The organism is Streptomyces sp. WMMC500 (assembly GCF_027497195.1).
Classification (GTDB): domain Bacteria; phylum Actinomycetota; class Actinomycetes; order Streptomycetales; family Streptomycetaceae; genus Streptomyces.
On record NZ_CP114905.1, the window covers coordinates 2,160,102 to 2,186,284 of the forward strand.

Sequence of the window (26,183 nt, forward strand, 5' to 3'; positions counted from 1 at the left end):
CCCAGGTTACGGTCCGCGCATGCTGGCGGGAGCGCGGGCGGCAGGGCAGGCTGAGGTGACCGCGGGGCGCGCCGGGCGCCGCGGGGCGGCCGGGGCAGGCGGCACAGGGCGGGAGACGAAGGGCGGCGGGGGTGGGAGACGAAGGGCCCGTGCCCCGGAACGCCGCAGGCCGGCGCGGTCCGACCGCGGTCCGGTCCACTCGGCGCGCGTGCGAGAATGGTCTAGACAACTAGAACGATGGAAGGGCAACACCATGGTTGAGCGCCGCGTCACCGTCGGCTGGGCCGAGGGCCTGCACGCCCGCCCCGCGTCGATCTTCGTGCGGGCGGCCACCGCCGCCGGCGTCCCGGTGACGATCTCGAAGGCCGCCGACGGCAACGCCGTCAACGCCGCCTCCATGCTGGCCGTGCTGGGCCTGGGCGCCAAGGGCGGCGACGAGATCGTCCTCGCCTCGGAGGACGACGCCTCCGACGCCGCGCTCGACCGGCTGGCGAAGCTGGTCCAGGAGGGCCTGGACGAGCTGCCGGAAACCGTCTGACGCGCGTCCGCGCACGAATCCGTACGACGCACCGCCGGGGGGAATCGGCCGATTACCGCCCTTCGTATTCCGGCGGGTCGGCATTTCCCCCGCTCCCCCGATTTCCGCGGGCACGAGATTGTTACGGCTGATCGCTTCCCGTGTTTACGGCATGTTTCCGGGAACTCACGCGCACGGTTCTGCGCAATTCGTACGCACCCGCGGAACGCTCCACGTGCGCCGTGGCGAGAACCCTGGCCCGCTCCGCGTCCCCGCGCGCCACGGCGTCGGCGATCGCGCCGTGCTCGTCCCACGCCTCCACCGACCGCACCGCCGGCGAGGCCCCGTACAGCCAGGACACCTTCCGGCGCACCTGCACCAGCAGCGCGGTGAGGTTCCGGCTGCCGGTGGCCTGCGCCAGCGTCTCGTGGAACCACGTGCTCAGCGACGGCAGCTCCGCGACGTGCCCGCGCTGCGCCCGTTCCCTGCCCAGCCGCACCAGGCCGTGCAGCACCTTCAGATGGGCCTCGGTACGCCGCTGGGCCGCCCGCGCGGCACCCAGCGGCTCCAGCAGCGCGCGTATCTCCAGCAGGTCGGCGGTGTCCTGCGCGGTGGGCTCGGCGACGCAGGCGCCGGCGTGCCGCTTGGTGGTGACGAAGCCCTCCGACTCCAGGGTGCGCAGCGCCTCGCGGACCGGCACCCGCGAGACACCGTACCTGCGCGCGAGGTGCTCCTCGGCGAGCCGGGCGCCCTGGGCGAAGAATCCCGAGACGATGTCGTCGCGGATCGCCGTACACACCGCCTGGGAAATACCGCCGTTCACCGCGCACACCGCATCATCCACGCCCCTTAGCGCCGCCCCGGGTGAACAGTATGGCAGCGGTATGCGAATTCCGGCAGGAACGCGAAAGAGCCCGGCGGCACCGCCGGGCTCTTTCCGGTCTGCTACGGGCCGTTTACCGCGGGACGCGGTAAAGCCGGCAATCAGCCGGAGACGACCCTGACCTCACCGATGCCCAGCTCCCGCACCGGCTCGGCGATCTTCTCCGCGTCGCCGACGAGCACGGTCACGAGCCGGTCCGTGGGGAACGCGCTCAGCACCGCGGCCGTGGCCTCCACCGTGCCGGTGGCGGCGAGCCGGGCGTACTGCCGGGCCTGGTAGTCGTCCGGGAGCTGCTGCTCGACCTGGTCGGCCAGCGTGCCGGCGACCGCGGCCGACGTCTCGTACCGCAGCGGGGCCACGCCGACCAGGAAGTCGGCCGCCGCGTCCCGCTCGGCGTCGGTCAGCCCGTCGGCCAGCGAGCGCAGCACCTGCCAGGTGTCCGCCAGCGCCGGGCCGGTCACGTCGGTCTCCACCGACCCGCTGATGGCCAGCAGCGCGGCGCCGGTGCCGGCGGCCGGCGAGCGTAGCGACTGGGCGGAGGCCCGCACGCCGTAGGTGTAGCCCTTCTCCTCGCGCAGCACGACGTCGAGGCGCGAGGTGAGGGTCCCGCCCAGGCAGTACGTGCCGAGGAGCTGGGCGGGCCAGACGGCGTCGTGCCGGTCGGCGCCGACGCGGCCGATGAGCACCTGCGTCTGCACCGCGCCCGGGCGGTCGACGACGACGACCCGGCCGGTGTCGTCCGCGGCCACCGGCGGCAGCGGGCGGGCCTCGGCGGGCGTGCCGGTCCAGGCGCCGAGGGTGCCTGCCAGCGCGTCGTCGACGTCGGCGCCGGTCAGGTCGCCGACGACCACGACGGTGGCGGTGGCGGGCCGGACATGGGCGTGGTAGAAGGCCCGTACGGACGCGGCGTCGATGCCCGCGACGGACTCCTCCGTGCCCCAGCGGGGCCGGGAGAGGCGGTCACCGGCGTCGAACAGCTCGGCGTACAGCGCCATCGCGGCGCGCCGGCCGGGGTTGGCCAGCTCGTGCGGGATCTCGTCCAGCCGGTTGGCGACCAGCCGCTCGATCTCGTCGTCCGGGAAGGCGGGCGCGCGCAGCGCGTCGGCGAGCAGCGTCAGGCCGCGGCGCAGCCGGGAGGCGGGGACCTCCAGGGAGACGCGGACGCCGGGGTGGTCGGCGTGCGCGTCGATGGTGGCGCCGCAGCGCTCCAGCTCGGCGGCGAACTCCTCGGCGGTGTGCGTGTCCGTGCCCTCGGAGAACGCCCGCGCCATGATCATGGCGACGCCGTCGAGACCGGCGGGCTCGGCGTCCAGCGGCGCGGCGAGGCACACCTCGACGGCGACGACCTGCTGTCCCGGCCGGTGGCAGGTGAGCACCGTGAGCCCGTTGGCGAGGGTGCCGCGGTCCGGGGCGGGAAACGCCCACGGCCGGGCCTCGCCGCCCTGCGGGCGCGGGTGGAAGGTCATCATGCTGGTCGTCTCGGCGGTCACGCCTGAACCTCGTCTTCCTCGGTGCTCGCGGCGTCCGCGGCGCCGTCGTTCTCGTCGGTGGCGTCGGCGGCGGGCGCCGTGGGCTCGTACACGAGCGCCGCGCGGTTCTCCGGGATCAGCCGCGCCTTGGCGACGGCCTGCACCTCCTCGGCCGTGACGCCGAGGATCCGCTCGACCGCGCCGAGCGCGAGCTTCGGGTCGCCGAAGAGCACCGCGTAGCGGCAGAACTCGTCCGCCCGGCCGCCGACGGTCGCCAGCCGGTCCAGCCACTCGCGTTCGAGCTGCGCTTGCGCCCGCTCCATCTCCTCGGGCGTCGGCCCCTGTTCGGCGAAGCGGGCCAGCTCCTCGTCGACGGCGGTCTCGATGGCGGGCACCTCGACGCCGCCGGACGCCTTGACGTCGAGCCAGCCGAGCGACGGCGCGCCGGCCAGCCGCAGCATCCCGAACCCGGCCGCCACGGCGAGCCGGTCGCGGCGCACCAGGCGGTTGTAGAGCCGGGAGGACTCGCCGCCGCCGAGCACGGTCAGGGCCAGGTCCGCGGCGTCGGCCTCGCGGGTGCCGTCCTCGGGCAGCCGGTACGAGGCCATCAGCGCCCGCGACGGCACCTCTTCGGCGAGCGGCACGCGCTGCGCGCCGCCGAGGGTGTCGGGCAGCGCGCCGTCGCGCGGGGGCTGCTTGCCCTCGTGCGCGGGGATGGAGCCGAAGTACTTCTCCACCCAGGCGAGGGTCTGCGCCGGGTCGATGTCGCCGACGACGGAGAGCACGGCGTTGCTCGGCGAGTAGTACGTGCGGAAGAACTCCTGGCAGTCCGCGAGGGAGGTCGCGTCCAGGTCGGCCATGGAGCCGATCGGCGTGTGGTGGTACGGGTGGCCCTCGGGGTACGTCATCGCGGCGAGCTTCTCGAACGCCGTGCCGTAGGGCACGTTGTCGTACCGCTGGCGGCGCTCGTTCTTCACCACGTCGCGCTGGTTGTCCAGGCTCTCCTGGGTCAGCGCCGTGAGCAGCGAGCCCATCCGGTCGGCCTCCAGCCACAGAGCCAGTTCGAGCTGGTGGGCCGGCATGGTCTCGAAGTAGTTGGTGCGCTCGAAGCTGGTGGTGCCGTTGAGCGAGCCGCCGGCGGACTGCACCAGTTCGAAGTGGCCGTTGCCGGAGACCTGCGCCGAGCCCTGGAACATCAGGTGCTCGAAGAGGTGGGCGAGGCCGGTGCGGCCGGCCACCTCGTGGCGCGAACCCACGTCGTACCAGATGCACACCGAGGCGACGGGCGTGAGAGGGTCCTCGGAGAGGATGACCCGCAGCCCGTTGTCCAAGCGGTGTTCTTCCAGTGTCGGTCCGCCTGAACCGGCCTGCGGGGTGGCCGTCTGACCCATGGGCATGGAGTCCCTTCGATCGCTGCTGTACGCGGACACCGGACGTCCGGTGTCGCGCCCCCACTGTATGCCGGGGGCCGTGCGCCGGGTCGTGGTCGGCGATGTCGGCGCGTGGGTCCACAATGGGGGCGCACGCCGACCGCCCGTGAACGAGCCGATGAGGAGCAGCAGCCGAGATGGCCCGCCGCAGAAGCAGTGCCCCGCCGCCAGAGGAGTTCGAAGAGCGGATCCTCGACGTCGACGTCGTGGACGAGATGCAGGGCTCCTTCCTCGAGTACGCGTACTCGGTCATCTACTCCCGCGCGCTCCCCGACGCCCGCGACGGCCTGAAGCCCGTGCACCGCCGCATCCTCCACCAGATGAACGAGATGGGCCTGCGCCCCGAGCGGTCGTACGTGAAGTGCGCGCGCGTCGTCGGCGAGGTGATGGGCCGCCTCCACCCGCACGGCGACTCCGCCATCTACGACGCGCTGGTGCGCATGGCGCAGCCGTTCTCGATGCGGCTGCCGCTTGTCGACGGCCACGGCAACTTCGGCTCCCTCGGCAACGACGACCCGCCCGCGGCCATGCGCTACACCGAGTGCCGCCCCGCGCCCGCCGCGACGCTCATGGTCGAGTCGATCGACGAGGACACCGTCGACTTCGCCCCCAACTACGACGGCAGCGAACAGGAGCCCGTCGCCCTGCCGTCCGCGTTCCCGAACCTGCTGGTGAACGGCGCCTCCGGGATCGCGGTCGGGATGGCGACCAACATGCCGCCGCACAACCTCGGAGAGGTCATCGCCGCCGCGCGGCACCTGATCCGGCACCCGGGCGCCGACCTGGACACCCTGATGCGGTACGTGCCGGGTCCCGATCTGCCCACCGGGGGCCGGGTCGTCGGCCTCGACGGCATCCGGGACGCGTACGAGACGGGCCGCGGCAGCTTCAAGATCCGCGCCACCGCGACGGTCGAGCAGGTCTCCGCGCGCCGCAAGGGCATCGTCGTCACGGAGCTGCCCTTCACCGTCGGGCCGGAGAAGATCCGCGCCAAGGTCAAGGACCTCATCGGGGCGAAGCGCCTGCAGGGCATCGCCGACCTGAAGGACCTCACCGACCGCGAGCACGGCCTGCGGCTGGTCTTCGAGATCAAGAACGGCTTCCACCCCGAGGCCGTGCTGGAGCAGTTGTACAAGCTGACGCCGATGGAGGAGACCTTCGGCATCAACAACGTCGCGCTCGTCGACGGGCAGCCGCTCACGCTGGGCCTCAAGGAACTGCTGGAGGTCTTCCTCGACCACCGCTTCACGGTGGTGCGGCGGCGCAGCGAGTTCCGGCGCACCAAGCGCCGCGACCGGCTGCACCTGGTGGAGGGCCTGCTCGTCGCGCTGCTCGACATCGACGAGGTCATCCGCATCATCCGGGCCAGCGAGAACGCCGCGCAGGCCAAGGAGCGGCTGATCGCCCACTTCTCGCTCTCCGAGATCCAGACGCAGTACATCCTGGACACGCCGCTGCGCCGGCTGACGAAGTTCGACCGGCTGGAGCTGGAGGCCGAGCGGGACCGGCTGACGGCGGAGATCGCCGAGCTGACGCGGATCCTGGAGTCGGACGCGGAGCTGCGCAAGCTGGTGTCCGGGGAGCTGTCGGCGGTGGCGAAGAAGTACGGCAGCGAGCGCCGCACGGTGCTGCTGGAGGCCGGCGGGGAGCCGGCCGCGGCGGTGCCGCTGGAGATGTCCGACGACCCGTGCCGGGTGCTGATGTCGTCCACCGGGCTGCTCGCCCGTACCGCCAACGGCGATCCCTTCGGCGAGCCGGCGCCGGCGAAGCGCGTCAAGCACGACGTGATCGTCTCCGCCGTGCCGACGACGTCGCGGGCGCACATCGGGGCGGTGACCTCGCAGGGGCGGCTGCTGCGGGTATCGGTGATCGACCTGCCGGTGCTGCCGGAGACCGCGGCCCGGCCGAGCCTGGCGGGGGGCGCGGCGGTCTCGGAGTTCCTGACCCTGGCGGACGGCGAGAAGGTCGTCTGTCTCACGACGCTCGACGAGTCCTCGCCGGGCCTGGCGCTGGGCACGGAGCAGGGCGTGGTGAAGCGGGTGGTGCCGGACTACCCCGCGAACAAGGACGAGTTGGAGGTCGTGTCGCTCAAGGACGGCGACCAGGTCGTCGGCGCGGCGGAGCTGCGCACGGGCGAGGAGGACCTCGTCTTCGTCACCAGCGACGCGCAGTTGCTGCGCTATCCCGCGGGGCAGGTGCGGCCGCAGGGCCGGGCCGCCGGCGGCATGGCGGGCGTGAAGCTGGGCGCGGGGGCGAGGGTCGTCGCGTTCCACGTGGTCGACCCGGCGGCGGACGCGGCGGTGCTGACGGTCGCGGGTTCCACGGGGGCGCTGGACGGGGCGTGGGTGCAGACGGCCAAGCTCACGCCGTTCGACCAGTTCCCCCGGAAGGGGCGGGCGACGGGCGGCGTGCGCTGCCAGCGGTTCCTGAAGGGCGAGGACTGCCTGACGTTCGCCTGGGCGGGGCCGGTGCCGGCCCGCGCGGCGGGGCGCACCGGCAGCCCGGTGGAGCTGCCGGAGCCGGACCCGCGCCGGGACGGCTCGGGGACGCCGCTGGCGAAGCAGGTGACGGCGGTGGCGGGCCCGGTGTAGGCGCGCGGGGCGGTACGGGGCGCGGGCCGCTTCCGGTCCGGGCCCGGCGGCGCGGCAGTTGCGCGTGGGCGAGAGGCGTGGCGGACCGGCGGTCTGCGGAGGCGCGGGGTGATCCTCGCGCTGGACCCGGAGGTCACCGGCTGCCAGCGTGGGGCCATGAGGACTCCGACCGTCACCGACGCCCTGCTCGCCCGCCGGCTGATCCGCGACGAACTGCCGCCCACCCCGCTGTGGTCCTACCCCGCGCTGGACCGGGGCTCGGCCGCGCGCCTGCTCGTCAAGCACGAGAACACCCAGCCGACGGGCGCGTTCAAGGTACGCGGCGGCCTCGCCCTCCTCGCCTCGATGAGCGACGAGGAGCGCGCCCGCGGCATCGTGGGGTACTCCACCGGCAACCACGCCCAGTCGCTCGCCTACGCCGCCGCCCGGCACGGCGCACCCTGCACGATCGTGATGCCGGAGCGCCCCAACCCCGGCAAGGCGCGCGCCGTCACGGCCCTCGGCGCGGAGCTGATCGAGCACGGCGCGACGTTCGACGAAGCCCGCCCGTACGCCGGGCGGTTGGCCGCCGAGCGCGGCGCCCGGCTGGTGAGCGCGGCGGACGAGCCGGAGATCGTCGCCGGGGTGGCCACCGCGTACCTGGAGCTGTTCGAGCAGGCGCCGGACCTGGACGCGGTGATCGTCCCGGTTGGCGGGGGCAGCGGGGCCGCCGCCGCGTGCCTGGTGGCCGCGGCCGTCGCCCCGGACTGCCGGGTGATCGCGGTGCAGTCGTCGGCCTCCCCGGCGGCGTACCGGTCGTGGCGTGCCGGACACCTGGTCGAACACCCCAACCGCACCCGCGTCGAGGGGCTGGCCACCGGCACCGGATTCGCGCTGCCGCAGGCGCTGATGCGCACCGGGCTGGCGGACTTCCTCCTCGTCGACGACGAGGAGATCGCCCTCGCCCAGAAGAGCCTGATGAGTGACGCGCACACGCTGGCTGAGGGCGCCGGCGCCGCGGCGCTCGCGGCGCTGTACGCGCAGCCGGACGCCTTCGCGGGACAGCGCGTCGCGGTCGTGGTTACCGGAGGCAACGCCCAGCAGGCAGAAATTGCCAGGGCTGTCGCCTGAAGGTGTGAAGGGCCGGGAATGCCCCAACTGTGATCTTCCCGCGGTGCTCATTCTGGGCAGTCGGCAACCCCGCCGAGCGAGGAGAGCACTCCGGTGAACGACCCCCAGGGGCCCGAGGGCGCCCCGGCAGCCCCGCCCCACGATCCGTGGTCCGACCGGCCGGACTGGTCCGGCCGGCCGGACCGCGCCGCTCCCCCAGGCGCGGACGGCGCCGAGCCCGGTGACGACCACGGAGCCGAGCCCGACGACGACGTGTACCTCGCGGTCCACGCCACCCCCGAGTTCCGGCGCGTACGCCGCCAGTACCGCCGCTTCGTCGTGCCGGCCGCGCTCGCGTTCCTCGCCTGGTACCTGTCGTACGTCGTGGCCGCCACCGTCGCCCCGGACCTGATGGGCCGCCGGGTCGCGGGGCCGGTCAACGTCGCGCTGCTCGCCGGCCTCGGCCAGTTCGCGACGACGTTCCTGCTCACCTGGGCGTACGCCCGGCACGCCCGGCTGCGCCGCGACCCCGCCGCGCTCGACCTGCGCTGGGACATCGCCATGCGCACCCGCCGCGCGGACGGCTACGTCGGGACCCGCCGACCCTCGCGGCAGGAGCCGGGCCGGTGACCGGGGAGCACCGGAAGCTCGCTCTGCTGCTGTTCTGCGCGTTCGTCGCGCTGACGCTGGCGATCACGCTGTGGGCGGGGCGGCGGCGGCACGGCTCGCCGGAGGAGTTCTACGCCGGCGGCCGGCTGTTCACCCCCATGGAGAACGGTTTCGCCCTCTCCGGGGACTACCTGTCCGCCGCCTCCTTCCTCGGCGTCTCCGGCCTCATCGCGCTCTACGGCTACGACGGCGTGCTGTACTCCGTCGGCTTCCTCGTCGCCTGGCTCGTCGTGCTGCTGCTCGTCGCGGAACTCGTGCGCAACTGCGGCCGGTTCACCCTCGGCGACGTCGTCGCCTGCCGGCTACGCCGGCCGCACGTACGGTTCGCCGCGGGCATCTCGTCGGTCACGGTCTCGGTGCTGTACCTCGTGGCGCAGATGGTCGGCGCGGGCAGCCTGGTGGCGCTGCTGGCCGGCGGCCACACCGGCGGCGCGCGCACGGCCGCGGTCGCGGGCGTCGGCGCGCTGATGGTGACGTACGTCGTGCTCGGCGGGATGCGCGCCACGACCTGGATCCAGATCGTCAAGGCCGTGCTGCTGCTGGCGGGGGCGCTGACGCTCACCGTGCTGGTGCTGCTGCGCTTCCACGGCGACCCCGGCGCGCTGCTCGACGCCGCGGCCGGGCGCAGCGGCCACGGTTCCGACTTCCTCGCCCCGGGCCTCGCGTACGGCGGCGGGCTCGTCGACCGGCTGGACTTCCTCAGCCTGGGCCTCGCGCTGGTCCTCGGCACCGCGGGCCTGCCGCACATCCTGGCCCGCTTCTCCACCGTGCCGACCGCCGCCTCCGCGCGCCGCTCGGCGGTCTGGTCGATCGGGCTGATCGGCGGCTTCTACCTGATGACGATCGTGCTCGGCTTCGGCGCCGCGGCGCTCGTGGGCGGCGCGGCGGTGCGCGCCGACGACCCGTCGGGCAACACGGCGGTGCCGCTGCTCGCGCTCGACCTCGGGGGCGGCGCGGGCTCGGCCGGCGGAACGATCCTCTTCGCGGTGGTGGCGGCCGTGGCGTTCGCGACGATCCTGGCGGTGGTCGCGGGGATCACGCTGGCGTCGTCGGCGTCGGTGGCGCACGACCTGTACGCGACGGTGCGCCGCGCCCGCGCGCGGCGCCGCCCGGGCCGTACGCGACGGCCCGCCGGCACGGCCGGCGGCCCCGGCGAGGTGACGGTGGCGCGGGTGGCCGCGGCGGTCATCGGTGCACTCGCCATCGGCCTCGGACTGCTGGCCCGGGACCTGAACGTGGCGTTCCTCGTCGGGCTCGCCTTCGCGGTGGCGGCCTCGGCGAACCTGCCGGTGCTGCTCTACGCGCTCTTCTGGCGCCGCTTCACCGCCCGCGGCGCGCTGTGGGCGCTGTACGGCGGGCTCGGCCCCGCGGTGCTGCTGGTGGTGTTCTCGCCGGTGGTCTCGGGCAGCCCGGCCGCCCTCTTCCCGGGCGTGGACTTCCACGTCTTCCCGCTGCAGAACCCGGGGCTGGTGTCCGTGCCGCTGGGCTTCCTCGCGGGCTGGCTGGGCACGGTCACGTCCGCGGAGCCCGCGGATCCCGTACGGCACGCGAAGACCCAGGTCCGCGCGCTGACCGGGGCGGGGGCCGCGTAGCGGCGGAACCGCGGGCCACACGGGCCACACGGGCTACGGGGCCGGCAGCCGGCGCTCGGGCACGCGCCCGGCCGCCGGCGCCAGCGCCTCCGGGAGCACGACGGTGAACTCCGCGCCCCCGCCCGGCCGCTCGCCGACCTCCGCGCCGCCGCCCTGCCGCTCCGCGAGCCGCCGCACCAGCGCGAGACCGAGGCCCCGCTTGCCGTGCGCGGGCGGCTCCTTCGTCGTCCAGCCGTCCGCGAAGACCATCTCGCGCCGCTCCGCCGGCACCCCCGGACCGGAGTCGGCGACCCGCAGCCGCACCGTCTCGCCGTCGGCGCGCAGGTCCACCTCGACCAGCGGGGCCGGTGAACCCACCGCCGCGTCCAGGGCGTTGTCGACCAGGTTGCCGACGATGGTGACCAGCCCGCGCGGGTCGACTGCCCGGTCGGGCAGCTCCCCCGTCACCACCAGCGGCACGCCCCGCTCCGCGGCGACGGTCGCCTTGCCGACGAGCAGCGCGGCGAGCAGCGGGTCGCGGATCCGGCCGGTCACCTGCTCCGCGGTGGCGCGACGGCCGCCGGCGGCCTCGGCGATGTACTCGGTGGCCTCCTCCGTCATGCCCAGCTCCAGCAGCCCGAGCAGGGTGTGCAGGTGGTTGGCGTGCTCGTGGTCCTGGGCGCGCAGGGCGTCGATGAGGCCGCGGGTGGAGTCCAGTTCGCGGCCCAGTTGCTCCAGCTCGGTGCGGTCGCGCAGGGTGGCGACGGCGCCGCCGTCGGCGGTGGGCATGCGGTTGGCGACGAGCACCCGGCCGTCGCTGACCGTCAGCAGGTCGGAGCCGGCGACCCGGCCGGCGAGCACGTCCGCGGTCCGGCCCGGGCGCAGCACGTCGTCCAGCGGGCGGCCGGTGTGCCCGGGGTCGATGCCGAGGAGCCGGGCGGCCTCGTCGTTGACCAGCCGCAGCCGGCCGCCGCCGTCGAGCGCGACGACGCCCTCGCGGATGCCGTGCAGCATCGCCTCGCGCTCGTCCAGCAGCGCTGCTATGTCGGAGAACGCGAGGTCGCGAGTGCGGCGCTGGAGCCGGCGGGAGTGCGCGAAGGCGACGAGCGCGCCGACGGCCAACGCGCCCCCCGCGTACGCCAGCACGCCGGGCACCGCCGCGATGAGCCGGTCGCGTACGCCCTCGTACGGGATGCCGACCGAGACCGCGCCGACGATCCGCCCCTCCCGGTCGTGCAGCGGCACCTTGCCGCGGGCGGTACGCCCCATGGTGCCGGTGTCGATGCCCATCCACTCCTCGCCGGCGAGCGCCGCCGAGGGGTCGGTGGAGACGCGGTGGCCGACGTTCCCGGGCCGGGTGTGGGACCAGCGCACGCCGCGGTTGTCCAGCACGACGACGTACTCGGCGCCGGTGGCCCTGCGGATCCGCTCGGCGCGGCGCTGCACCGGTCCGTCCGGGTCGGCGGGGGTGGTCAGCAGCGCCTCGGCGAGGCCGGGCTCGACCGCGGTGCTCTGCGCGATGGCCAGCGCGCGGCGCATCACCTGCCGGTCGAGCTCGTCGCTGTACGGCGCGAGGAAGAGCGCCGCGGCGAGGATCGTGACCCCGGTGGCCAGGGCGAGCTGCATGAGCAGGATCTGGGAGGAGACACGGCGCGGCCAGCCGAGCCGCCGGCCGGGGCCGCGGGGCTCGCCGCGGCGTACGGTCGACGTTGCACCCATGAGGGCGAACCGTAACCGACCGGGACGCTACGGGCATCCCCCTGGCGTGGCTTCCCGGGTGCGGCCGGACTCACCGCGCGCGCGGCGGCCCCGCGGCCATGTGCCGCTGCAGGACGGGCGCGGCGCCGCAGCTCGCGGGCGTGGCCGCGGCGGCGGCGCGCGCGGTGACGGGCACGTCCCAGGCGCGCCCGTCGCGGTGCGCGACGGTCACCCGCCAGCCGTCACCGTCACCTTCGCGTTCGGCTTCGGCCTCGGCTTCGGTGCGTACGACCACGAGGTCGTCGGCGCCGTACGCCCCGGTCAGCCGGCGCACCGCCAGCTCCGCCGCCTGCCCGGGGCGCTCCCAGGTGGAGCGTCCGCGGCAGCCGTCCGGGACGACCAGCCCGGAGGCCAGCCACTCGATGACCTCCTTGACGGCGTGCGGGGTCATGCGGCCGTAGGCGTAGCCGTGCGGGAGGAGGAGCAGGGTGGGCGAGAAGCGGTGGCCGCCGATGTGGGTGATCTCCCAGGTCGCGGTGCCGCCCGCGGCGTGCAGGTCGGCGGCCAGCGGACGGCCGAGGAGCGCGCAGCAGCGGTCGCGCCGGCCGTTGGTGCAGACGAAGACCGGCGGCTCGCCGCGGTACGGGCCGGCGCCGAGGGCGGCGTCGAAGCCCGCGTGCTCGCCGCGGCCGAGGGCGGCGAGGTCGAGGCCGGTGAGGACCGCGGGGTCACGGAGGTCGGTGGCGCGGATCCAGGTGCCGCCGGGGGCGGTGTGGGCGGCGAGGACGCGGCGGCTGGCGGGGCGGCGGACGTCGGCGTGCCGGCCGGGCCGGCGGATGAGCGCGACGCGTACGCCGGTGCCCTCGGCGCGTTCCTCCAGGGCACGGCCGATCTCGGGGTCGAGGTGGCTCTGGGTCAGCGCCTCGTTCCCCCACGGGCCGGTCTGCTCGACGAGCAGCCAGGTCGCGGCGACGGCCGCGGTCCCGGCGAGCGGTTCGGCCAGCTCTCCGGAGGCGGTCGCGCACGTACTCACATAGGTGAGCCTAACCGTTCTTCAACGCCCCGTCCCCCGGGGCCCGTCCGTCCCGGTGGTCCCCCGCGTCCCGGGGGTCCTCGCGGGCCCCCGGCACCGCTGCCGCCCGCGGCGTACGCCCACCCCCCGGCGTACCGCCCGCGCAGGCGGGACGGGTCGGTCCCGCGACCCCCGCAAGCAGTTTGCGCTTCTTGCGCTAATCTTGCGGGCATGACTCGACGACTTGCTGAGGTTGCCAAGAAGGTGGGGGTCTCCGAGGCCACCGTCAGCCGCGTGCTGAACGGAAAGCCCGGGGTGTCGGAGGCGACCCGGCAGGCGGTGCTGTCGGCCCTCGACGTGCTCGGCTACGAACGGCCCACGCAACTGCGCGGCGAGCGCGCCCGGCTGGTCGGCCTGGTGCTGCCGGAGCTGCAGAACCCGATCTTCCCCGCGCTGGGCGAGGTGGTCGGCGGCGCGCTGGCCCAGCTCGGCCTCACCCCGGTGCTGTGCACGCAGACGAAGAACGGCGTCTCCGAGGCCGCGTACGTGGATCTGCTCCTGCAACAGCAGGTCTCCGGCGTGGTGTTCGCCGGTGGCCAGTACGCGCAGTCCGCCGCGCCGCACGAGCACTACCGCAGGCTGGCCGAGCGGCGCATCCCGGTGGTGCTGATCAACGCCGCCATCGAGGACCTGGGCTTCCCCCGCGTCTCCTGCGACGACGCGGTCGCCGTCGAGCAGGCGTGGCGGCACCTCGCGTCGCTCGGGCACCGCCGCATCGGCATGCTGCTGGGCCCCGGCGACCACGTGCCCTCGGCCCGCAAGCTCGCCGCCGGCGAGGAGCTGGCCGGGCAGACGGGCCTGGAGCTGCCGCCGTCGCGCGTGGCGCGGGCGCAGTACTCGCTGGAGAGCGGGCAGGCGGCCGCCACGCGGATGCTGGAGGACGGCGTCACGGGGTTCGTGTGCGCCAGCGACCCGCTCGCGCTCGGGGTGATCCGGGCGGTGCGGCGGCGCGGCCTGGACGTGCCGGGGGACGTGTCGGTGGTGGGGTACGACGACTCGGCGTTCATGAACTGCACCTCGCCGCCGCTGACGACGGTGCGGCAGCCGATCGAGTCGATGGGCCGGGCGGCGGTCGAGCTGCTGTCGGCGCAGATCGGCGGCGCCCCGGTCGCCGCCGACGAGCTGCTGTTCGAGCCGGAGCTGGTGGTGCGCGGCTCCACCGGCCCGGCGCGGTGAAGGATCTTCATTCGTCAGTCTCATTCTTGCAATTTCCGCGCGACATATTGCGAAGACCTGTCGACGGTGGTTGAGTGTGCGCGCCACGGCAGCGTGCAGCCGTGGCTTCCCGCTCCTGCCCAGAGGGGTCACCGAGATGAGAAAAACCGGGTTCCGCCGTACCAGCGCCGCCCTCGCCGTCAGCGCCGCCCTGGCGCTCGTCGCCGCGTGCGGCACCTCCAGCTCCGACGAGGGCGAGGACGACGCGGCCGATCCGGCCGACGCCGCCGCCCCGCTGGACCCGGAGACCGAGGTCACCCTGACGATCGACTGCATGCCGCCGGCGGCCGAGAAGGCCGAGCTCAAGGAGTGGAACGAGGACGTAGCGGCCTTCAACAAGGAGTACCCGAACGTCACGATCGAGGGGAAGCAGACCGACCCCTGCCTGGAGCCGCCGCGCTTCACGGCCATGCTCAAGGCCAAGTCCCAGCCGGACGCCTTCTACACGTACTTCACCGACCTCCAGCAGGTGCTCGACAACGACGGCGCCGCGGACATCACCGCGTACGTCAACGACAAGACGGTGCCGGCGCTCGCGGACATCGACCCGCAGGTCCTCGACGTGCTCAAGCAGGACGGCAAGCTCTACGGGCTGCCGACCAGCAACTACACCATGGGTCTGCTGATCAACCGCAAGCTCTTCGAGGAGGCCGGCCTGGACCCCGACAACCCGCCGACGTCCTGGGACGAGGTGCGTACCGCCGCCAAGGCGATATCCGGCCTCGGCGACGGCATCAGCGGCTTCGGCGAGTACAGCGCCGGCAACAACGGCGGCTGGCACTTCACCGCCTCGATGTACGGCCTCGGCGGCGACATCGTCTCCGAGGACGGCACCAAGGCCGCGTTCAACGACGAGACCGGCCGCGAGTACGTCGAGACCCTCCACGCGATGCGCTGGGAGGACGACAGCATGGGCAAGACCCAGTTGCTCAAGTGGGGCGACCTGCAGAAGCAGATGGCGACCGGCAAGCTCGGCATGTTCCTCGCCGCGCCCGACGACATCACGTACATGGTCCAGCAACTGGGCGGCGACTACGCCGACTACGGCATGGGCCCGATACCTGGCGGCGAGGCGACCCTCTTCGGCGGCAACGACTACCTGATCAAGAAGGGCAGCTCGCCCGACCAGATCAAGGCCGCCATCGCCTGGCTGAACTTCAAGTTCCTCACCCCCGGCAAGGGCCAGTTCGAGTGGGCCCGTACCAAGGCCGACGGGCTGCCCGTCGGGCTGCCGCAGCCGGACTTCTGGAAGGGCGAGAGCAAGCAGCAGGACGACAAGCTGCGCGCCGAGCACTCCACGATGCCGGTCGAGAACTTCCAGCCCTTCCGCGACGACCCGGTCCCCGGCCGCGCCGAGCCGCCCAAGGCGCAGGAGATCTACAAGGTCCTCGACACGGTGATGTCGGGCGTGCTCACCAACGAGGACGCCGACCCCGCGGGACTGCTCGACACCGCCGAGGACCAGGTCAACCAGGTCCTCGCGAACCAGTAGCCATGGCGGCGCCCACCCTGTCCCGGCCGGCCGCCCCGTCCGCGGGGCGGCCCGCCGGCCGCCGGCACGCGGGCCGCGAGAGCTTCGGCCGCGCGCTGCGCCGCAACCTGACCGCCCACGGCTTCCTCATCGGCGCCGTGCTCTGCTTCTCGCTCTTCTCCTGGTATCCGATGGTCAGGGAGTTCATCCTGGCCTTCCAGAAGAACGAGGACGGCGAGACCGTCTGGGCCGGCTGGTCGAACCTCAGTTACATCTTCAACGACCCCGCCTTCTGGGAAGCGTGGCGCAACACCTTCTTCTTCACCGGCCTGGCGCTGCTCCTCGGCTTCGCCGTGCCGTTCGCGGTCGCGATCGTGCTGAACGAGTTCCGGCACGGCCGGGCGTATCTGCGGATCCTGGTGTACCTGCCGGTGATGCTGCCGCCGGTCGCCTCCGTGCTGCTCTTCAAGTACTTCTACGACCCGGGCCACGGGCTCTTCAACCGCATCCTGGAGACCTTCGGCCTGCCCGCGCAGGACTGGCTGCAGTCGACCGACACCGCGATGCTGTCCGTCGTCATCGCCGCGACCTGGATGAACATGGGCGCCGCCACGCTGATCTACCTGGCCGCGCTGCAGGGCATCCCGGGCGAGCTGTACGAGGCCGCGGAGCTCGACGGTGCCGGGCTGTTCCGCAAGATCTGGCACGTCACCATCCCGCAGACAAGGCTCATCCTGTCGCTGATGCTGCTGATGCAGATCATCGCCACGATGCAGGTCTTCGTGGAGCCTTTCCTGCTCACCGGCGGCGCCGGCCCGGAGAACTCGACGCTCACCGTCGTCCAGCTCATCTACCAGTACGCCTTCACCTTCAACAACTACGGCAGCGCCGCGGCCCTCGGGGTCGTCCTGATGCTGGTGCTCGCCGTCTTCTCGGCCGCGTTCGTCCGCCTCGACCGCAGCAGCGAAGACTGAAGCCGGGAGATCCCAGATGGCCGAATCACAAAGGACGCTGATCTCGCCGGCGGTGCTGGCCAGGCCGCGCGGAAAGGCCCTGTACTGGGCCGCGTTCGCGCTGGTCATGGCGGTCTTCACGCTGGCGTTCATCGGGCCGCTGTACTGGATGGTGACCAGCGGGCTGAAGTCCTCCCAGGAGTTCGCGCAGACCCCGCCGACGCTGGTGCCCGGCGAGGTCCAGCCGGACAACTACTCCGAGGCGTGGAGCGTGCTGGACCTGTCCCAACTGCTCCTCAACACCTGCGTGTACGCCTTCGGCGCGCTGGCCTTCATGCTCGTCTTCGACGTGGCCGCGGCGTACTCGCTGTCCAAGCTCCGCCCCGTGCTGGGCAAGGTCATCCTCGGCGCGATGCTCGCGACCCTGATGATCCCGGCCACGGTGCTTGTCGTACCGCAGTACCTCACGGTGCTCGACGTGCCGCTGGTGGAGCGCAACCTCATCAACTCGCCGTGGGTGATCTGGCTGCCGGCGGTCACCAACGCCTTCAACATCTTCCTGCTCAAGCGGTTCTTCGACTCCATCCCCCGGGAGCTGATGGACGCCGCGGCCATGGACGGCGCATCGCCGATGCGCACCCTGTGGTCCATCGTCCTGCCGATGTCCCGGCCGATCCTCGGCGTGGTCTCGATCTTCGCGGTCGTCGCCGTGTGGAAGGACTTCCTCTGGCCGATGCTCACCCTGCCCGACCCGTCGAAGCAGACACTCAACGTCGGCATCTACTCGCTGGGCGCGAGCGTTCCGGAGAACCAGCTCATCGCGGCCCTCGCGATCGCTTCCGTGCCCACGTTGGTGATCTTCCTCGTCTTCCAGCGCAACATCATGCACGGCCTGACCGCCGGCAGCCTCAAGGGCTGACGGCACGGGCCCCCTTCCTGAACCAGTAGGGATTTCCTGTGAGGGATTCAGTGTCGGATACGAGCTGGTGGCGCGACGCCGCCATCTACCAGGTCTACGTACGCAGCTTCGCCGACGGCGACGGCGACGGCACCGGCGACCTCGCCGGCGTCCGCGCCCGGCTGCCGTACCTCGCCGAGCTGGGCGTGGACGCCATCTGGTTCACCCCGTGGTACGTCTCGCCGATGGCCGACGGCGGCTACGACGTCGCCGACTACCGGGCGATCGACCCGGCGTTCGGCACCCTCGACGAGGCCGAGAAGCTGATCGCCGAGGCCCGCGCCCTCGGCATCCGCACGATCGTCGACGTCGTGCCCAACCACGTCTCCGACGCCCACCCCTGGTTCCGCGCCGCGCTCGCCGCCGGGCCCGGCAGCCCGGAGCGCGAGCTGTTCCACTTCCGCCCCGGCCGCGGCCCCGACGGCGAGCTGCCGCCGAACAACTGGCCCTCCCAGTTCAACGGCGAGAGCTGGACCCGGCACGCCGACGGCGACTGGTACCTGCACCTGTTCTCCGAGCGGCAGCCGGACCTCAACTGGGCCCACCCGGTGGTGCGCCGCGAGCACGAGGACGTGCTGCGCTTCTGGTTCGAGCGGGGCGCGGCCGGCGTCCGCATCGACTCCGCCGCCCTGCTGGCCAAGGACCCCGAGCTGCCCGACTGGGACGAGGACGACCCGCGCGGCGAGCCGAACCCGTACGTGGACCGCGACGAGCTCCACGACATCTACCGCTCCTGGCGGGCCATCGCCGACGAGTACGACGGCGTCCTCATCGGGGAGCTGTGGGTGCCCGAGCCGGAGCGCTTCTCCCGCTATCTGCGCCCGGACGAGCTGCACACCGCGTTCAACTTCGACTTCCTCGCCCGCCCCTGGGACGCCGCCGAGCTGCGCGCGTCCATCGACACCACGCTCGAATACCACGCGCCGGTCGGCGCGCCCGCGACGTGGGTGCTGTGCAACCACGACGTGACCCGCACCGTCACCCGCTACGGCCGCGACGACGCCGACCCGGGCACGGGCTTCGACTTCGCCGCCAAGCGCTTCGGCACCCCCACCGACCCGGTGCGCGGCACCCGCAGGGCGCGCGCCGCGGCGCTGCTCTCCCTCGCGCTGCCCGGCTCCGTCTACCTCTACCAGGGCGAGGAGCTGGGCCTGCCGGAGGCGGAGGTGCCGCGGGACCGCATCGTCGACCCGATGCACTTCCGCTCCGAGGGCCGCGACCCGGGGCGGGACGGCTGCCGGGTGCCGCTGCCGTGGCGGCCGGGCGGACCGGCGTACGGGTTCAGCGACTCCGCGCACGCCGGCGGCGGGGACGACGGCGCCGGCGGGACCGGCGGCGCGCCGGCCGAGCCGTGGCTGCCGCAGCCGGCGGGCTGGGGCACGTACGCCGTCGCAGGCCAGGAGGACGACCCGCGCTCGATGCTGCGCCTGTACCGCGAGGCGCTGCGGCTGCGCCGCGGCGAGCCGGGCCTCGGCGACGGGCCGATGCGCTGGCTCGACGCCCCCGCGGGCGTGCTCTCCTTCGCCCGCTCCGACGAGTTCGTCTGCGTCGTCAACCTCGCCGCGGAGCCCGCGCCGCTCCCGGCACACCGAGACGTCCTGATCGGCAGCGGCCCCCTGGACGAGGGGCGGCTGCCGCGGGACACGGCGGTCTGGCTGCGCATCTAGCCGGCTGCGCCCCGCGCGGCCGGACCGCCGGCCCACACCCCCCACCCAACCCCCCACGGGAAGGTACGTCATGCGCACAGCACGCACAGGAAGGATCACGCTGGCCGCGGCCGTGGCCGCCGCCGCGGCGCTCGTCGCGTTGCCCGGCGGCGCCCACGGCGCGCCGGAGGCGGGCGCCGACCTGCCGTTCGTCTCGATCGAGGCGGAGGCGGCCGACACCAACGGCAGCCTCGTCGGCCCGGACTACACCCAGGGCACGCTCGCCTCGGAGTCCTCGGGGCGGCAGGCGGTGCAGCTCGACGCCCAGGGCGAGTACGTCGAGTTCACGCTCACGGCCCCGGCGAACGCCGTGAACGTCGCGTACAGCGTCCCCGACGGCAAGTCGGGCAGCCTCGCCGTCTACGCCAACGGCACCAAGCTGGACGCGTCGCTCGCCGTCACCTCGAAGTACTCGTACGTCGACACCCCCTGGATCCCCGGCGCCAAGACCCACCACCTGCTGGACAACGCCCGCGTCCAGCTCGGGCAGGACTTCCAGGCCGGCGACACCGTACGGCTGCAGGCGGACGACCTCGGCGGCGGCCCGTACACCGTCGACGTCGCCGACTTCGAGCAGGTCGCCGCGCCCGCCGGGCAGCCGGCCGGCTCCGTCTCCGTCGTCGACAAGGGCGCCGACCCGACCGGCGCGGCGGACTCCGCGGAGGCGTTCCGCGCCGCGATCGCCGAGGCCAGGGGCGGCGGCACGGTCTGGATCCCGCCGGGCGACTTCAAGGTGGGCGCCGAGCTGTCCGGCGTGGAGAACGTCACGATCCGGGGGGCCGGCTCGTGGCACTCCGTGGTCCGCAGCTCCCGCTTCGTCAACCAGTCGGGTTCCGCGGGCAACGCGCACCTCGCCGACTTCGCCGTCATCGGCGAGGTCACCGAGCGCGTCGACAGCAACCCGGACAACTTCGTCAACGGCAGCCTCGGCGCCGGCTCCACCGTCTCCGGCATGTGGCTGCAGCACCTGAAGGTCGGTCTCTGGCTGACCGGCACCAACGACAACCTCGTGGTCGAGAACAACCGCTTCCTCGACATGACCGCCGACGGCCTCAACCTCAACGGCAACGCCAAGGGCGTCCAGGTGCGGAACAACTTCCTGCGCAACACCGGCGACGACGCGCTCGCCATGTGGTCGCTGAACGCACCGGACGTGGACTGCACCTTCGCGAACAACACCGTCTCGCAGCCCAACCTGGCCAACGGCATCGCGATCTACGGCGGCACGGACATCACCGTCGAGAACAACCTCATCCTCGACACGAACGCCCTGGGCAGCGGCATCGCGATCTCCAACCAGAAGTTCCTGGACCCGTTCCACCCGCTGGCCGGCACCATCACCGTCGCCGGGAACGAGCTGGTGCGTACCGGCGCGATGAACCCCAACTGGAACCACCCGATGGGCGCGCTGCGCGTCGACGCCTACGACAGCGCCATCGAGGCGGACGTGAACATCACGGACACCGTCGTCACCGACAGCCCGTGGAGCGCCTTCGAGTTCGTCTCCGGCAGCGGCACGGGCAAGGCCGTGCAGAACGTCACCATCGACGGCGCCACCGTCACCGGCGTCGGCAGCGTCGTCGTGCAGGCCGAGACGCAGGGCGAGGTGAGCGCGGGTAACGTCACCGCGACAGACGTCGGCGTGGCCGGCGTCTACAACTGCCCGTACCCGGAGGGCAGCGGCACCTTCACGCTGACCGACGGGGGCGGCAACTCCGGCTGGGACAGCGTGTGGGAGGACTGCTCCACCTGGCCCGGCCAGGACTGATCCCGGCCTCTACGGCACAGCGCTCCCGCACGGCGCACCACGGCACAGCGGTTCCTTCGTCCGGGCTCCCGGTTCACCCCCACGGGCCGGGAGCCCGTTCCCCCCATGAGAGGAGCACCACCGTGACCACCCGAAGAGTCTTCCTCGCCGGCGCCGCGGGCGCCGGCCTCGCCGCGGCGGCCGGCCTGCCGTCCGCCACCGCGGCACCCGACCCCGGACCGCAGCCGGCGTACGCGGCCGAGCCGTCCCCGCACGTGCACGCCTTCTACTACTCCTGGTACGGAAACCCCGACCACCACGGCTCGTGGGTGCACTGGCAGCAGGGCGGGCACACGCCCCCCGACGACATCGGCGCCGACTTCTACCCCGTCCTCGGCGCGTACGACTCGGGCGACTACGACGGCGCCGTCGCGCAGCACATGACGTGGGCGCGGCAGGCCGGGATCGGCGTGCTGGCCTACAGTTGGTGGGGCCGCGGCGGCTACGAGGACCGGCTGGCGGCCGGCGTGCTGGACGCGGCGGCGGCCAAGGGGCTGCAGATCGCCTGGCACATCGAGCCCTACTCGGGGCGCGACGGGGCGTCGGTCGTCGATGACGTGGCGTACCTGGAGGAGACCTACGGCGACCACCCCGCCTACCACCGGGCGGCCGACCGGGGCGGGCGCTGCGCGTACTACGTCTTCAACAGCCTGAACGTCACCGACTGGGCGCCGATCGCGGCGATCCGGGACAGCGCGCTGGTGATGGCGCAGACCACGGACGTCTCCCGCGTCGAGCACTTCGGCGGCATCTACACCTACGACGCGATCGCCGGCGCGAACAACCCGGACTGGGCGGGCGTCGCCGCCTGGTGCCGCGCCAACGACTACGTGTGGGCGCCGTCCATCGGCCCCGGCTACCTCGACGACCGGGCCGTGCCGGGCAACACGACGCCGACCGTGGACCGCGCGGACGGCGAGGTGTACGACCGGAGCTGGGGCTACGTGCTGGACCCGGCGAAGGGCGGGCCGGCGGACTGGGTGACGCTCACGTCGTTCAACGAGTGGCACGAGGGCAGCCAGTTGGAGCCGGCCGCGTCCGCACCGCCGGAGCCGGTCTACGTCACGTACGACGGCGCCTACGGGCGTACGGGCGCGGCGGCCGAGACCGCGTACCTGGACCGGACCCGGCACTGGGTGACCGAGTTCGAGGCGGCGTCCGGCCGGGGCTGAGGCGGGCCTGAGCCCGCGGGCGGACGCCGCCGGGCGGGCTCAGGTGTCGATCCGCGAACGGTCCAGGGTGGCCGCCGAGTTGGTGATGAACTCCTTGCGGGGGGCGACCTCGTTGCCCATCAGCAGGTTGAACACCTGCTCGGCGGCCTCCAGGTCGCTGATGTTGATCCGCCGCAGCGTGCGGTACCGCGGGTCCATCGTGGTCTCCGCGAGCTGGTCGGCGTCCATCTCGCCGAGGCCCTTGTAGCGCTGGATGGAGTCCTTGAAGCGCGTGCCCCTGCCCTGCAGGTCGAGCAGGGTCTCGCGCAGCTCGGTGTCCGAGTAGGTGTAGATGTACTTGTCCTGGCCCTTCTTGGGCTGGGTCAGCTCGATGCGGTGCAGCGGGGGCACCGCGGAGAAGACGCGGCCCTCCTCGACCATCGGGCGCATGTAGCGCTGGAAGAGGGTGAGCAGCAGGGTGCGGATGTGCGCGCCGTCGACGTCGGCGTCGGCGAGGAAGATCACCTTGCCGTAGCGGGCCTGGTCGATGTCGAACGTCCGGCCCGAGCCGGCCCCTATCACCTGGATGATCGCGCTGCACTCGGCGTTCTTCAGCATGTCCGCGACCGACGCCTTCTGGACGTTGAGGATCTTGCCGCGGATCGGCAGCAGGGCCTGGAACTCGGAGTTGCGCGCGAGCTTGGCGGTGCCCAGCGCGGAGTCGCCCTCGACGATGAACAGCTCGGAGCGCTCCACGTCGTCGCTGCGGCAGTCGGCGAGCTTGGCGGGCAGCGAGGAGGACTCCAGCGCCGTCTTGCGGCGCTGCGCCTCCTTGTGCTGCCGGGCGGCGATACGGGTACGGGCCGCGGCCACGGCCTTCTCCAGCACGGCGCGCGCCTGCTGCTTGGCGTCCCGCTTGGTGGAGGTCAGGAAGGCCTTCAGCTCCCTGGCGACGACCTGCGCGACGATCCGGGAGGCCGCCGAGGTGCCCAGCACCTCCTTGGTCTGGCCCTCGAACTGCGGCTCGGCGAGCCGGACGGTGACCACGGCGGTCAGCCCCTCCAGCGCGTCGTCCTTGACGATGTCGTCCTCGGCGACGCGCAGCAGCTTCAGGCTGCGCAGGGCGTCGTTGACCGTGCGGGTCAGGGAGCGGTCGAAGCCGGTGAGGTGCGTGCCGCCCTTGGGGGTGGCGATGATGTTGACGAAGGAGCGGATCGTGGTGTCGTACCCGGTGCCCCAGCGCAGCGCGATGTCGACGCCGAGGTCGCGGGTGACCTCGGTCGGCGTCATGTGCCCGCGGTCGTCGAGCACCGGGACGGTCTCCTTGAACGTCCCCTGCCCGGAGAGCCGCAGCACGTCGCAGACCGGCCGGTCGGGGGCGAGGAACTCGCAGAACTCACTGATCCCGCCGTCGAAGCGGAAGGTCTCGGTGGTGTGCTCGGCCTTGTCGGCGGAGCGCTCGTCCCGCACCACGAGCGTGAGGCCCGGCACGAGGAACGCGGTCTGCCGGGCGCGCGCGTGCAGGTCGTCCAGGGACAGCGCGGCGTCCTTGAGGAAGATCTGCCGGTCCGGCCAGAAGCGGATGCGGGTGCCCGTCCTGGTCTTGGGGATCTTCTTGCCCTTGACCAGGCCGCTCCCCGGCTCGAAGGAGCCGTCCGCGCCCTTGCCCGAGAACTGCCCGGGCACGCCGCGGCGGAAGCTCATCGCGTGCGTCCTGCTGGAGAGGTCGACCTCCACGTCGAGCCGCGCGGACAGCGCGTTGACCACCGAGGCGCCCACGCCGTGCAGACCGCCGGAGGCCGCGTACGCGCCGCCGCCGAACTTGCCGCCGGCGTGCAGCTTGGTCATGACGACCTCGACGCCGGACAGGCCGGTCTTCGGCTCGACGTCGACGGGGATGCCGCGGCCGTCGTCGTGGACCGCGACGGAGCCGTCGGCGGCGAGGATGACCTCGATGTTCCGGCAGTACCCGCCGAGGGCCTCGTCGACCGAGTTGTCGATGATCTCCCACAGGCAGTGCATGAGGCCGCGGCTGTCGGTGGAGCCGATGTACATGCCGGGCCGCTTGCGGACGGCCTCCAGACCCTCCAGGACGAGCAGGTGCCGCGCGGTGTAGTTGGAGCCGTCGCGCTCGGCGGCGGCCAGCACGGACGGCACGGACGTGTCGGCGGTCACTCAGTTCGCTCCTCGCTGAATTCGGGCCCGGGTGGCGGTGGCGGGCCTCATCTGCCGGTCAGAGGGTACCGAGGCTCTATAGAGCCGGTACGCAGCCACCCGCATGTGACTCGATACTAGTCCCGCTTCGAGTGCATGTTCGATCCCTCGGAGGGGTGATTCGTTTATCACGTTCCCTTACGCGCATGAACCATTTAGGCTCCGGGCACGTCCTCATGAACAACCGGCAACCCAGCCGGGGAGGTCAAAAGGAACCAAAGGCGCTCAATACGGCACAAGCACGACAAGCACTACGGCTCATCCGCCGCCACCTGGCGACATCGGGCCTGGTGACGAAGGCTTTCCCGATCCCCGGCCACGAGCGGGAACGTTTTCGGCCTGGTTGGATGTTGACCCTGGTACGACAGCTCGTCGAGCTAGAGAAGAGGCGACGTGACTACTGTTCTGACTCCCGCAAGCCCGCTGACGGCCGCCGACCGGTGCGACCGCTGCGGCGCCCAGGCTTACCTGCGTGTTGTCCTGACGAGCGGCGGCGACCTGCTCTTCTGTGCGCACCACGGCCGTAAGTTCGAGCCGGAGCTCAAGAAGATCGCTGCCGAGATACAGGACGAGACAGAGCGGCTTCAGACCACTCCCGCGTCGGCAGCCGCCGACGAACGCTGACGCGCCGACGTCAGCCCGACGAGCCTCGTACGGTCCCCGGGACCGGACACAGGCGGTCATTCCCGGACGGGGTGGCCGCCTCGTCGGTTTCCGGGGCGGTACGGGCCCGTGAGGGGGCTGACGCGGCGCGTCTGACGGAGGACCCCGTACGAGAGCCGTGGGCGGCGCCTGTGTTCCTCAGGACGCCTTGCCGGGCCTGTGTGCCATGACGGTCTCCACGGCCGCCGAGATGCGCGTGTAGACGCCCGGGCGGCCCCTCTCACCGCAGCCCTCGCCCCACGAGACGAGGCCCACCAGCCGTCCCCGTACGACCAGCGGGCCGCCGCTGTCTCCCTGGCAGGCGTCGCGGCCCCCGCGCATCAGCCCCGCGCAGACCATGGACGCGGCCAGGTAACGGCCGTCCCGGCTGCCCGGGTACGCCCGCTCGCACGCGGCGTCCGGCAGCACCTCGACGTCCGCGGCGTGCAGCGTGGTGGGGTATCTGGCGTCACCCGCGGTGTCACCCCAGCCGTAGACGCGGGCCGGCGAGCCCGGCGCGTACGCCGGGTCGTCCGGCTTCTTCGCCAGCTTCAGGAAGCGCCCGGCCGGAGCCGGGCGCTTCAGGCGCAGCACGGCGAGGTCGCCGGCATTGGTCCAGCCGTCGTAGTCCGGGTTCACCCACACCCGCTCGATGGCGAACTCCTCACCCGCGGTGCTCGCCAGGTCACCGCGGCCGGCCACCACGCTCAGGTCGCCGGCCTTGCTCCAGTGCACGCCGAGGGTCTCCTCCCCCAGGCAGTGCGCGGCCGTCAGCACCACCCGGCGGGACACGAGCACCCCCGCGCAGAACTGCCCCGACCGCTCGTCGCCGAAGAGTTTCCTGCTGGTCAGCGCGACGGTCCAGGGGCTGTCCGCGATACGCACCGGACGCCCGCCCACCACCACGCCGTCCGCCGCCGCCGGCGGCGCCTGGCCGAGCACGGCCGGGGGCAGCAGCACGGCGACGACGGCGGCGGCGAGGGAGCGAAGACGCGGGCGCATGGGGTCTCCTGACGGGGTGAGGCTGGAGCGGTCGTGCACTCAAGCCTCAGCCAGCAGGGCGCGGGCCGCACCTCA

At 73.0% G+C, this 26,183-nt stretch carries 20 protein-coding genes; 13 read left to right on the forward strand and 7 right to left on the reverse strand.

Annotated features, from left to right (window positions below; genetic code table 11):
- Window positions 1-253: 253 nt before the first annotated feature.
- Window positions 254-538 carry an HPr family phosphocarrier protein gene (locus tag O7599_RS08810; protein WP_281621568.1) on the forward strand — a complete coding sequence of 95 codons (285 nt, stop codon included), beginning with the start codon at window positions 254-256 and terminating at the stop codon, window positions 536-538.
- Window positions 539-659: 121 nt separating this feature from the next.
- On the opposite strand, the gene O7599_RS08815 is transcribed toward O7599_RS08810, so the two are convergent.
- From O7599_RS08815 to O7599_RS08825, 3 genes are all read right to left on the reverse strand, one after another.
- Window positions 660-1,349 carry a GntR family transcriptional regulator gene (locus tag O7599_RS08815; protein WP_281623318.1) on the reverse strand — a complete coding sequence of 230 codons (690 nt, stop codon included), beginning with the start codon at window positions 1,347-1,349 and terminating at the stop codon, window positions 660-662.
- A 152-nt stretch (window positions 1,350-1,501) separates the two neighbouring features.
- The gene (locus O7599_RS08820; protein WP_281621569.1) at window positions 1,502-2,890 is read right to left on the reverse strand and encodes a pitrilysin family protein; all 1,389 of its coding nucleotides are present in this window, start codon (window positions 2,888-2,890) and stop codon (window positions 1,502-1,504) included.
- Window positions 2,887-4,260: a pitrilysin family protein gene (locus O7599_RS08825; RefSeq protein WP_281621570.1), complete on the reverse strand. Its 1,374-nt coding sequence runs from the start codon at window positions 4,258-4,260 to the stop codon at window positions 2,887-2,889. Before O7599_RS08825 ends, O7599_RS08820 begins: the two co-directional genes overlap by 4 nt.
- A 176-nt stretch (window positions 4,261-4,436) precedes the next feature.
- On the opposite strand from O7599_RS08825, the gene O7599_RS08830 reads away from it, so the two are divergent.
- The 4 genes from O7599_RS08830 to O7599_RS08845 all read left to right on the forward strand — a co-directional run bounded on the left by O7599_RS08830 (window position 4,437) and on the right by O7599_RS08845 (window position 10,240).
- Window positions 4,437-6,890: a DNA topoisomerase IV subunit A gene (locus O7599_RS08830; RefSeq protein ID WP_281621571.1), complete on the forward strand. Its 2,454-nt coding sequence runs from the start codon at window positions 4,437-4,439 to the stop codon at window positions 6,888-6,890.
- A 156-nt stretch (window positions 6,891-7,046) separates the two neighbouring features.
- On the forward strand, window positions 7,047-8,000 hold the full coding sequence (locus tag O7599_RS08835; protein ID WP_281621572.1) for a pyridoxal-phosphate dependent enzyme: 954 nt from the start codon (window positions 7,047-7,049) through the stop codon (window positions 7,998-8,000).
- A 93-nt stretch (window positions 8,001-8,093) separates the two neighbouring features.
- Window positions 8,094-8,609 (forward strand): DUF485 domain-containing protein, encoded by a 516-nt coding sequence (locus O7599_RS08840; protein WP_281621573.1) that lies wholly within the window; start codon window positions 8,094-8,096, stop codon window positions 8,607-8,609.
- Window positions 8,606-10,240, forward strand: a complete 1,635-nt coding sequence (locus tag O7599_RS08845; RefSeq protein ID WP_281621574.1) for a cation acetate symporter — start codon at window positions 8,606-8,608, stop codon at window positions 10,238-10,240. Before O7599_RS08840 ends, O7599_RS08845 begins: the two co-directional genes overlap by 4 nt.
- A 33-nt stretch (window positions 10,241-10,273) precedes the next feature.
- Here the strand turns inward: O7599_RS08845 and O7599_RS08850 are convergent, their stop codons facing one another.
- Window positions 10,274-11,938: a sensor histidine kinase gene (locus tag O7599_RS08850; protein WP_281621575.1), complete on the reverse strand. Its 1,665-nt coding sequence runs from the start codon at window positions 11,936-11,938 to the stop codon at window positions 10,274-10,276.
- Between the two features lie 70 nt (window positions 11,939-12,008).
- On the reverse strand, window positions 12,009-12,950 hold the full coding sequence (locus O7599_RS08855) for a sucrase ferredoxin (protein ID WP_281621576.1): 942 nt from the start codon (window positions 12,948-12,950) through the stop codon (window positions 12,009-12,011).
- Between the two features lie 210 nt (window positions 12,951-13,160).
- On the opposite strand from O7599_RS08855, the gene O7599_RS08860 reads away from it, so the two are divergent.
- From O7599_RS08860 to O7599_RS08890, 7 genes are all read left to right on the forward strand, one after another.
- Complete coding sequence (locus O7599_RS08860) at window positions 13,161-14,165, forward strand: LacI family DNA-binding transcriptional regulator (protein ID WP_281621577.1); 1,005 nt, start codon at window positions 13,161-13,163, stop codon at window positions 14,163-14,165.
- A 136-nt stretch (window positions 14,166-14,301) separates the two neighbouring features.
- A complete protein-coding gene (locus tag O7599_RS08865; protein WP_281621578.1) occupies window positions 14,302-15,696 on the forward strand; it encodes an extracellular solute-binding protein in 1,395 nt (464 codons plus the stop codon).
- Window positions 15,697-15,698: 2 nt separating this feature from the next.
- Complete coding sequence (locus tag O7599_RS08870) at window positions 15,699-16,649, forward strand: sugar ABC transporter permease (RefSeq protein ID WP_281621579.1); 951 nt, start codon at window positions 15,699-15,701, stop codon at window positions 16,647-16,649.
- Between the two features lie 16 nt (window positions 16,650-16,665).
- Window positions 16,666-17,547, forward strand: a complete 882-nt coding sequence (locus O7599_RS08875; RefSeq protein WP_281621580.1) for a carbohydrate ABC transporter permease — start codon at window positions 16,666-16,668, stop codon at window positions 17,545-17,547.
- A gap of 50 nt (window positions 17,548-17,597) precedes the next feature.
- A complete protein-coding gene (locus O7599_RS08880; protein WP_281623319.1) occupies window positions 17,598-19,253 on the forward strand; it encodes a glycoside hydrolase family 13 protein in 1,656 nt (551 codons plus the stop codon).
- Between the two features lie 70 nt (window positions 19,254-19,323).
- Window positions 19,324-21,060 (forward strand): glycosyl hydrolase family 28-related protein, encoded by a 1,737-nt coding sequence (locus tag O7599_RS08885; RefSeq protein WP_281621581.1) that lies wholly within the window; start codon window positions 19,324-19,326, stop codon window positions 21,058-21,060.
- 122 nt (window positions 21,061-21,182) lie between these two features.
- Complete coding sequence (locus tag O7599_RS08890; RefSeq protein ID WP_281621582.1) at window positions 21,183-22,271, forward strand: alpha-mannosidase; 1,089 nt, start codon at window positions 21,183-21,185, stop codon at window positions 22,269-22,271.
- A gap of 39 nt (window positions 22,272-22,310) precedes the next feature.
- Here O7599_RS08890 and O7599_RS08895 read toward each other — a convergent pair whose 3' ends face one another.
- A complete protein-coding gene (locus tag O7599_RS08895) occupies window positions 22,311-24,425 on the reverse strand; it encodes a DNA topoisomerase IV subunit B (protein ID WP_281621583.1) in 2,115 nt (704 codons plus the stop codon).
- Between the two features lie 432 nt (window positions 24,426-24,857).
- Between O7599_RS08895 and O7599_RS08900 the strand changes: the two genes are divergently transcribed.
- Window positions 24,858-25,088: a hypothetical protein gene (locus tag O7599_RS08900; protein ID WP_281621584.1), complete on the forward strand. Its 231-nt coding sequence runs from the start codon at window positions 24,858-24,860 to the stop codon at window positions 25,086-25,088.
- 177 nt (window positions 25,089-25,265) lie between these two features.
- On the opposite strand, the gene O7599_RS08905 is transcribed toward O7599_RS08900, so the two are convergent.
- A complete protein-coding gene (locus tag O7599_RS08905; RefSeq protein ID WP_281621585.1) occupies window positions 25,266-26,108 on the reverse strand; it encodes a serine protease in 843 nt (280 codons plus the stop codon).
- Between the last annotated feature and the right edge of the window lie 75 nt (window positions 26,109-26,183).

Coding starts and splice junctions, on each gene's coding strand:
- O7599_RS08875 (WP_281621580.1), top strand. CDS start 16,666: ATGGCCGAATCACAAAGGACGCTGATCTCGCCGGCGGTGCTGGCCAGG.
- O7599_RS08850 (WP_281621575.1), bottom strand. CDS start 11,938: ATGGGTGCAACGTCGACCGTACGCCGCGGCGAGCCCCGCGGCCCCGGC.
- O7599_RS08885 (WP_281621581.1), top strand. CDS start 19,324: ATGCGCACAGCACGCACAGGAAGGATCACGCTGGCCGCGGCCGTGGCC.
- O7599_RS08835 (WP_281621572.1), top strand. CDS start 7,047: ATGAGGACTCCGACCGTCACCGACGCCCTGCTCGCCCGCCGGCTGATC.
- O7599_RS08865 (WP_281621578.1), top strand. CDS start 14,302: ATGAGAAAAACCGGGTTCCGCCGTACCAGCGCCGCCCTCGCCGTCAGC.
- O7599_RS08810 (WP_281621568.1), top strand. CDS start 254: ATGGTTGAGCGCCGCGTCACCGTCGGCTGGGCCGAGGGCCTGCACGCC.
- O7599_RS08870 (WP_281621579.1), top strand. CDS start 15,699: ATGGCGGCGCCCACCCTGTCCCGGCCGGCCGCCCCGTCCGCGGGGCGG.
- O7599_RS08830 (WP_281621571.1), top strand. CDS start 4,437: ATGGCCCGCCGCAGAAGCAGTGCCCCGCCGCCAGAGGAGTTCGAAGAG.
- O7599_RS08825 (WP_281621570.1), bottom strand. CDS start 4,260: ATGGGTCAGACGGCCACCCCGCAGGCCGGTTCAGGCGGACCGACACTG.
- O7599_RS08905 (WP_281621585.1), bottom strand. CDS start 26,108: ATGCGCCCGCGTCTTCGCTCCCTCGCCGCCGCCGTCGTCGCCGTGCTG.
- O7599_RS08860 (WP_281621577.1), top strand. CDS start 13,161: ATGACTCGACGACTTGCTGAGGTTGCCAAGAAGGTGGGGGTCTCCGAG.